Consider the following 8,020-nt stretch of genomic DNA (forward strand, 5'->3'; position numbering starts at 1 on the left):
ACTTCGCCCCGCCCCGCCGCGGTTCTTCATCGCCGCTTCCAAGACTCTTTCCAGGGTGATCACGTCGTGGCCCGGTGCCATCGGCGGCCATTTCGCCGTAGTGTGGGCACATGTCGAAGTCTTCCTCCCGCGGCAGGTCGATCTCCTCCCCTGCCCAGGTCGTGGCGATGTTGCTGGTCTTCCTGCTCCTCTCCGGCGCAGGCGGAGTGCTGGCGGCAGGTTTTGCCATGCCCGCCGTCGGAGTCGCCTCGGCGGTCACGAATGCATCCGCCCAGCTCTTCGACGAGCTCCCCGACGACTTCAACGTCCTCGAGCCCAGCCAGGTTTCGGTTATCAAGGCCTCCGACGGCACCCAAATCGCCCAGTTCTATGCGGAGAACCGCATCGTGGTGTCCCTGGACAACATCTCGACGAATATGCAGAACGCGATCGTCGCCGTTGAGGACCAGCGCTTCTACCAGCACAAGGGTGTCGACCCCGCGGGCATCGTGCGCGCCATCGTCTCCAACGCCAGCGGCGGCTCCCAGGGCGCCTCCACCCTCACCCAGCAGTACGTGCGCAATATTCTCATCGAGGCGGGCCTGCAGAACGACGACGACGCCGCCGTCGCCGCCGCCAAGGCACCCACCGTGGCCCGCAAGCTCCGGGAGATCAAGTACGCGCTCACCGTCGAGCAGAAGTACTCCAAGCAGCAGATCCTCGAGGGCTACCTCAACATTGCCTCCTTCGGCCCCTCGACCTACGGCGTCGAGGCCTCCGCACAGCACTACTTCTCTCACTCCGCCAAGGACCTGTCGATCCCCGAGGCCGCGCTGCTGGCCGGGCTGACGAATGCGCCCGGCCTCTACGACCCCATCCAGTACCCGGATAAGGCGAAGTCCCGCATGGACTGGGTGCTCAAGAAGATGTACGAGGAAGAGTTCATCACCGAGGAGGAGTACCAGGCCGGCCTGGACACGCAGATCGCCGACATGCTCCATGTCACCGATTCGGTCGGCGGTTGCGGGGCCGCCGGCTCGGCCGCCTATTTCTGCGAGTACGTCGTCGGCGAGATCGAGAACTCCGATATCTACGGCGCCACCGAGGCCGAGCGACGTCAGCTCCTGCTGCGCGGCGGCCTGGAGATCACCACCACGCTCGACACGGCCAAGCAGGACGCCGCGAATAACACCGTCCAGGCTTACGTGCCCACCGGCGATCCGTCGAACGTCAAGGCGGCCCTGGTATCGATCGAGCCGGGAACCGGTCGCATCGTGGCGATGGCGCAGAACACCAATTACGGCGAGGCCTCCGGCTCCGATCCCACCGCCACCCAGATCTCCTACTCGGCGGACTACCTGCACGGCGGTATGGAGTCCAACGGCTTCCAGCCGGGGTCGGCCTTCAAGACCTTCGCGCTGGCCCAGTGGTACCAGGAGGGCCGCTCCGGCTACACGGTCACGAACACGACCCCGCGCACCTTCTACAACTCCGACTGGACAATCTCCTGCGACCCGGACATCTACACCGAGGCCTGGACGCCGAAGAACGCGGATCCCGCCAGCGAGAACGGCAAGCACACGGTGGTGGACAACACCGCGCTGTCCATCAACGTCGGCTACGCGGAGATGCTGGCCCAAATGGATGTGTGCAATGTGACCCAGCTGGCCGCGAAGATGGGAGTGACCAAGGCTAACGGTGACGCCGTCGACCCCTACCCCTCCATCGTCCTCGGTGGTACCGAGGCCACCCCCCTCGCCATGGCGAATGCCTACGCCACCTTCGCCGCCCATGGGGTCTACTGCACGCCGGTCGCCATCGACTCGATCACCGACGCTGACGGCAATGAGATGAGCACGCCGTCGGCCAATTGCACCCAGGTCATGGACGCCACTGCGGCGGACAAGGTGACCATCACCCTCCAGTCGGTTCTCACCAGCAAGGGCACCGGGACGGAAGCCACGCTCAACGGGCGGCCCGCAGCCGGAAAGACGGGCACGACCGATGAGATGGACAACGCCTGGTTCATCGGTTACACGCCGCAGCTGGCTACCGCCATTTGGGCCGGCCACTCCGACGGCTACTACGCCATGAATCAGCAGTACATCGGCGGGCGTTACTACTCCACCATGTACGGCGCCGATATGCCCGCGCCCATGTTCAAGATGTATATGGATGCCGCCCTGGCCGGCGAGCCGGTCGAGGGATTCAACCAGGTAAGTCTCGGCTCCGGCGCACCCTCCTCGAGCTCGGACTCCGGCGGCGCGCAGACGGATCAAACCTCCACAGAAAAACAGCAAGACCAGCAAGACGACGACTCTGACGACGACGAGGACTAATATGCCCCGCCCCGCCGCAGTCCTGGGCGGCCTCACCGCCGCCGGCGTTGGTGTACTCGGTTACGCGCTGCTGGAGGCGCGCATGCCGGTGCTGCGCCGCCTCGACGTCCCCGTGTTGGACGCCGGGGAGGAGCCACTGACGATCCTGCACCTGTCCGACCTGCACCTGACCGACCGCACCGAGGCGCGCGTGGCCTGGGTGCGGGATCTGGCCCGCACCCAGCCCGATGTCGTCGTCAACACCGGGGACAATCTCTCCTTCGCCAACGGCCTGGAGCCGCTGCAGCGGGCACTGGAGCCCTTCGCACACCTGCCGGGTGCCTTCGTCATGGGCGACCATGACTACCGCACCACGGTGTTCAAGCTGCCGACGCGCTACCTGCGCCGGGATCCACGGTCCGGTGATGATCCCGAGCAGGAAGCCGCCGTCGAAGCGCTCCCCTGGGAGGGCGTCCGCGACCTGCAGACCGCCGCCGGCTGGGTGGACCTGACCAACGCCCGCGGGTCGCTCACGATCGGCAACCGCCGCCTGGATCTGGTCGGGGTGGACGACCCGCATGTCGATCGGGACATGTTTCCCGCGCCCGCCACCGAGTCGGCGTCCCATGGTCCCGACGCCATCGCCCCGATCCGGGACCGCGCGAGCCGCCCCCTGCGGCTGGGGCTGATGCACGCCCCCTACCGGCGGGTGCTTGACGCCATGGCGGGCGACGGCGTCGGGCTCGCCTTCGCGGGGCATACGCATGGCGGACAGCTGTGTGTACCGGGCTACGGGGCACTGGTGACGAACTGCGACCTGGACCGTGGGCGCGTATCGGGGCTGTCCCGCTGGCCGGATGCTGAACCGGATCCGGCCGATCCCGCAGACATGTTCCTGCACGTGTCCGCCGGCCTGGGCACGAGCCCCTACACGCCGGTGCGTCTGGCCTGCCGCCCCGAGGCCACGCTCCTCACCCTGCGCCCCGCGCGCTGAGCCCGGACACGCACCCCTCTTCACCGAAACCGGCACTTGTAACGCACCGAAACCGGCACAAATGACGTGCGAGGTCGGTGACGCCCGCCTCGGGCCAGCACTCGACCCCAGAACGGTCGTGCCCACCGCAGCCGGAGCCCACCGGCCGTCGCATGACGACCCTGGGAGGCAGTTCACGACCTTGGGGTACACAACACGACCACCCCGGGGTCGTGAAACGCACCCGAAGGTCGTGAACTGCAAGACGTAGGTGACCGACCCCTCAGGAACACGATTTCCCACAGCGCCGGGCGGACGGATATAGTCTGTGCCGCACACGGGGTGTGGCGCAGTTTGGTAGCGCGCTTCGTTCGGGACGAAGAGGTCGTGGGTTCAAATCCCGCCACCCCGACGATAAGAAGGTCCATGAGCTCGCTCATGAGACCTTCGCAGAGGAGGGGGTAACAGGCCGCCAGGCCGAATACCCCTGTGAAAACGGTCGCCGTCGATTGACGGTGGCCGTTCGTCGTCCGCGGCGGGCGGACGCGCATCGGTCGACGCCCCCGGTGTATTACCCTGGTAGCGACGTCGGGCCGCGACGGGCCCCGGGCTCCAACATAAGCCGCCACGAGCGGCCTTCGCGCCGACTGGCGCTCTCCGGCCCGACGTCCTTCATCCTGACAGTTCCCGCTCACGCACCCGCGCCGTCTGGCGCTCTCCGGCGCACGCGTATGCCATACGGCCGGAGAAGGCGGAACCCGGCCCGCATCCTCCGGGATGAGGCCACACCCAGTCTGCTGGTCATGGCCGCCGCCCCATCACCTGCGCCCCGCCGAGAGACTTGACCACAGCACCCGGCTAAGCCAACGCGCGCCGCTCGGTGCCGCCGTTCAGCGACCCTCTGACAGGACCGGGCGCTGCTTCTCAATGGCCACGGCACGAATCTTGCCCCGCGGACGCCGCGCCATATGCACCACCATGATCTCGCCGGTCTTGAGCCACGGGTCCTGATCCGGGACGGAGCGCAGCAGCTTGCCCGGAGCGTAATCCGAGATTGCCTCCATGACGGTGGGCAGCACCGGGCGGTGGGTGCACACGGCCACCGGTACGTCGCGACGCCGCAGCACCTTGGAGACCACCTTGCGGGCGGCTTTCGGCTTGGCGGCGTGCGCGGCCTCGGTGAGTGCCGGCTCGGTGACGAGCTCAAGGCCGGCCGCCTGCGCATAGGGAGCAACGGTGTCGTAGCAGCGCCGCCACGGGCTGGTGATGACGTGAGCCACCCCGTAGGCAGCCAGCACCGGTACGAGCGCCCGCGCGCGTATCTCCCCTTGGTCCTGGGTCAGCGGGCGGGTGGCCTCGTCGGTCTCCGCGTCGCGTTCCTTGGGACGGTTCCACACGGAGCGTTTGACAGCACGGGCGTGACGCACGAGGACGAAGGTCCAGGTGTCGAGTTTTCCGTCCTCCCACAGGTCCACCAGGGAACCGAGTAGATCGCGGTCCGCTGAGTGGGTCAACAGCGTGCGCGCCTTCTTGGAGCGAACCCACTCGACGGCGTCGATCTCCTCCGCCGCGGCTGGGGTCACGGGCGTGCGGGCGCGCAGGGCGGGGTCGTCGTCGCTCAGCTCGCGCGCAGCCCAGTAGCGCACCTCCTTGCGCGAGCCATCGGGAAGCTTGTAGCGCACCGTATCCAGCGGCTGTCCCAGGGCGACCTGCACCCCGGTCTCCTCGGCGACCTCGCGCACCGCACAGGTACGCACCGACTCCCCCGGCTCGACCTTGCCCTTGGGGAAGGACCAGTCATCGTAGCGGGGACGGTGGACGAGAAGAATCTCCAGGTGACCTTTCGCCTCGCGCCATACCAGGGCGCCCGCCGCCCGAATGGTGCCGTTCGTGTTGGAGTTATCTGTCATGTCCGGTGATTCCGCCCTGTCAGTGCCCGCCCCGCAGACGCGAACGCGCCCAGGTCATGAGGGTGGTCTGAATGTCCTCGAGCCGGTTGCCGTCGGCGTCGTGCGTGTGACGGGTCCAGGTGCCGTCAGCCTCCAGCCACCAACTGGACACCTCATCGCTGGCAGCGTGGGTGACGAGCCATTCGAGCTGGCCAATCATGACGGGATCGGTGATCCGCACGAGTGCCTCCACCCGGCGGTCGAGATTGCGGTGCATGAGGTCGGCCGAGCCGATGAACAGGTCGGTTTCGCCGTCGTTGCAGAAGGCGTAGATGCGCGAGTGCTCCAGGTAGCGTCCCAGGATCGAGCGAACCCGAATGTTGTCGCTCAGCCCCGGCACGCCGGCGCGCAGGCCGCAGATGCCACGCACCACGATGTCAACATCCACCCCGGCGCGGCTGGCCCGATACAGGGCGTCGATGCAGGCCTCGTCAATGATCGAGTTGACCTTGATGCGGATCCAGGCGGGCTTGCCCGCTCGCTTGTTGGCGATTTCCCGATCGATGCGTTCGATGAGACCGTCGCGCACGGTGCGCGGTGCCACTAGCAGACGGCGGAAGCGGGCGCGTGGGGCGTAGCCGGACAGCTGGTTGAACAGGGTGGTCAGGTCCTGGGCGACGTCGCGGTCGCATGTGAGCAGGCCCAAATCCTCATATCCGCGGGCAGTCTTGGGGTGGTAGTTGCCCGTGCCGACGTGGCAGTAGCGGCGCAGTCCGTCCGCCTCCTGACGCACCACCAGCAGCAGCTTGCAGTGGGTCTTGAGCCCCACCATGCCGTAGACGACGTGGACGCCAGCGCGCTCAAGCTTGCGGGCCCAGGTGATGTTGTTCTCCTCGTCGAACCGGGCCTTGATCTCGACGATCGCCACCACCTGCTTGCCGGCCTCGGCGGCCTCAATGAGGGCGTCGACGATCGGGGAGTCACCGCTGGTGCGGTACAAGGTCTGCTTGATCGCGAGAACCTTGGGGTCGGCGGCGGCCTGGGAGATGAACTCCTGCACGGAGGTGGAGAAGGAGTCGTAGGGGTGGTGGACCAGCACATCGTGCTCGCGCATAGCGGCGAAGATGTCCCCGGGGGTGCTGGACTCCTGGGGAGCCAGGCCGGCCGCGGTCACGGGCACGAACCGCGGGTATTTCAACTCCGGGAGGTCCAGGTCGTGCAGCTGGTTGAGGCTGGTCAGATCCAGTGGCGCCGGCAGCTCGAAGACGTCGTCGTCGCGCAGTCCCAGAGCGCGCACCAGGTAGCGGCGCACGAACGGGCTGATGGTGTCCTCCACCTCCAGCCGGACGCTGGCACCGAAGCGGCGGCGCTCGAGTTCCTTCTCCATGGCGGTCAGTAGGTTCTCGGCGTCGTCTTCCTCCACCTCGAGGTTCTCGTTGCGGGTGACCCGGAAGAGGTGGTGCTCGAGGATGTCCATGCCCGGGAAGAGGTGGTCCAGGTGCTGGGCGATGACGATCTCGATGGGGATGAAGGCGGCGCCCGCCTGCTTGTTCTTGGGGTCCAGTTCACGGCCGGGGACGGTGATGAGCCGCGGAAGCGACTGCGGCACCTTGACCCGAGCGAAGTGCTCCTTACCGGAGCGAGGGTTGCGCAGCAGGATCGCCAGGTTGAGCGACAGGCCGGAGATGTAGGGGAAGGGGTGGGAGGGGTCCACGGCCAGCGGGGTGAGCACGGGGAAGATCTGGTGGCGGAAATAGCGGGTGATCTTCTCCGCCTGCTCCGGGGTCAGCTGGTCCCAGGTGAGGATCTCAATGTTGTGCTCGGCGAGTTTGGGGCGGATGTCCTCCTGGAACAGGGCGGCCTGCCGGGCCGTGAGCTCCTTGGCGCGCTCGGTGATGGCGGCGACCACCTGGTGCGCATCCAGCCCGGAGGCGCGCACAGGGGTGATGCCGGCCTTGATGCGGCGCATGAGTCCAGCCACGCGCACCATGTAGAACTCGTCCAGGTTGGAGGAGAAGATCGCGGCGAACCAGGCGCGTTCAAGCAGTTCGAGGTCCTGATCCTCGGCCTGTTCCAGGACGCGTTCGTTGAAGTCCAGCCAGGTCAGTTCCCGGTCGGTGAAGCGGTTGGTGAATGATTCCAGCGGCGGCAGGTCCTCCTCGGGATCGGCGACGACGGCGGTTTCCGCGACCGCGTCGGACGCCGGGTCGGCGCCATTGCTGGCCGCCGCAGTGGGGTTGGCCTGCACGGCGGGGTCGTCTTCGGGCGCAGTGGGGGACGGTTCGTCGGTGCCCGGCATCTGCACTGCGGGGTCGGGGTCAGCGGTATCGAAGAATCCCGTCTGCTCATTGGCGTCGGGCGCCGTCACCGGATCGGGGTCGTCTCCCGTTTCGGCGGCACCGGGAACGTCCTCATCGAAGTCCTCGTCCTCGTACTGTGGGCCGGCGTCGTCGGCGAAATCACGGGGGTCGGCGGCCTCGATGACGTGATCCTCAATGATTTCCAGATCGTCGCGCATCTGATCGGTGTCGGCGGAGGCCGCCGACGGGGCGGAGCGGGTATCGGTCTCGGCGGGGGTGACCGGCGAGGAACCCGGATCAGCGGCGTGCCGGGCCTGCGCGCGCGCCCAACCACCAAGGAAGGACGCCAAGGGCGCAGAGGTCGTGGAGGGGGTCGCTGCGGGGTCGGGCGTCGTCATAGGGGAATCGTCCCACGTCCTGGCTGCCAACGGACAGTGAACCAGGGTAAAGAACCGTGGGTCACGCCCGCAGACCGCATCTGCGCGGCGAGGCCGACGGCACGTTGGGCGGGGAGGTTCAGTCGAGCAGACCCGCCTGAGCCCGCCGCGCCGCCTCGAGGAG

At 67.4% G+C, this 8,020-nt stretch carries 4 protein-coding genes and 1 tRNA gene; 3 read left to right on the forward strand and 2 right to left on the reverse strand.

Features of this window, described 5'->3' with window-relative positions; all coding sequences use genetic code 11:
• Positions 1-110: 110 nt before the first annotated feature.
• The 3 genes from RWX45_RS00290 to RWX45_RS00300 all read left to right on the forward strand — a co-directional run bounded on the left by RWX45_RS00290 (position 111) and on the right by RWX45_RS00300 (position 3,682).
• Complete coding sequence (locus tag RWX45_RS00290; RefSeq protein WP_316021798.1) at positions 111-2,318, forward strand: transglycosylase domain-containing protein; 2,208 nt, start codon at positions 111-113, stop codon at positions 2,316-2,318.
• Position 2,319: 1 nt separating this feature from the next.
• On the forward strand, positions 2,320-3,291 hold the full coding sequence (locus RWX45_RS00295) for a metallophosphoesterase (RefSeq protein WP_316021799.1): 972 nt from the start codon (positions 2,320-2,322) through the stop codon (positions 3,289-3,291).
• Positions 3,292-3,608: 317 nt separating this feature from the next.
• Positions 3,609-3,682: transfer RNA gene (locus RWX45_RS00300), tRNA-Pro, on the forward strand.
• Positions 3,683-4,160: 478 nt separating this feature from the next.
• Here the strand turns inward: RWX45_RS00300 and RWX45_RS00305 are convergent.
• Positions 4,161-5,180: an NUDIX hydrolase gene (locus RWX45_RS00305; protein WP_316021800.1), complete on the reverse strand. Its 1,020-nt coding sequence runs from the start codon at positions 5,178-5,180 to the stop codon at positions 4,161-4,163.
• 19 nt (positions 5,181-5,199) lie between these two features.
• Complete coding sequence (locus RWX45_RS00310) at positions 5,200-7,857, reverse strand: RNA degradosome polyphosphate kinase (RefSeq protein WP_316021801.1); 2,658 nt, start codon at positions 7,855-7,857, stop codon at positions 5,200-5,202.
• Positions 7,858-8,020: the final 163 nt, after the last annotated feature.

It is taken from the genome of Actinomyces sp. MRS3W, assembly GCF_032465695.1.
Taxonomy (GTDB): Bacteria; Actinomycetota; Actinomycetes; order Actinomycetales; family Actinomycetaceae; genus Actinomyces.

Bases quoted from the DNA above. Each gene is read 5' to 3' on its own strand.
- RWX45_RS00290 (WP_316021798.1), top strand. From the start codon at position 111: ATGTCGAAGTCTTCCTCCCGCGGCAGGTCGATCTCCTCCCCTGCCCAG.
- RWX45_RS00295 (WP_316021799.1), top strand. From the start codon at position 2,320: ATGCCCCGCCCCGCCGCAGTCCTGGGCGGCCTCACCGCCGCCGGCGTT.
- RWX45_RS00305 (WP_316021800.1), bottom strand. From the start codon at position 5,180: ATGACAGATAACTCCAACACGAACGGCACCATTCGGGCGGCGGGCGCC.
- RWX45_RS00310 (WP_316021801.1), bottom strand. From the start codon at position 7,857: ATGACGACGCCCGACCCCGCAGCGACCCCCTCCACGACCTCTGCGCCC.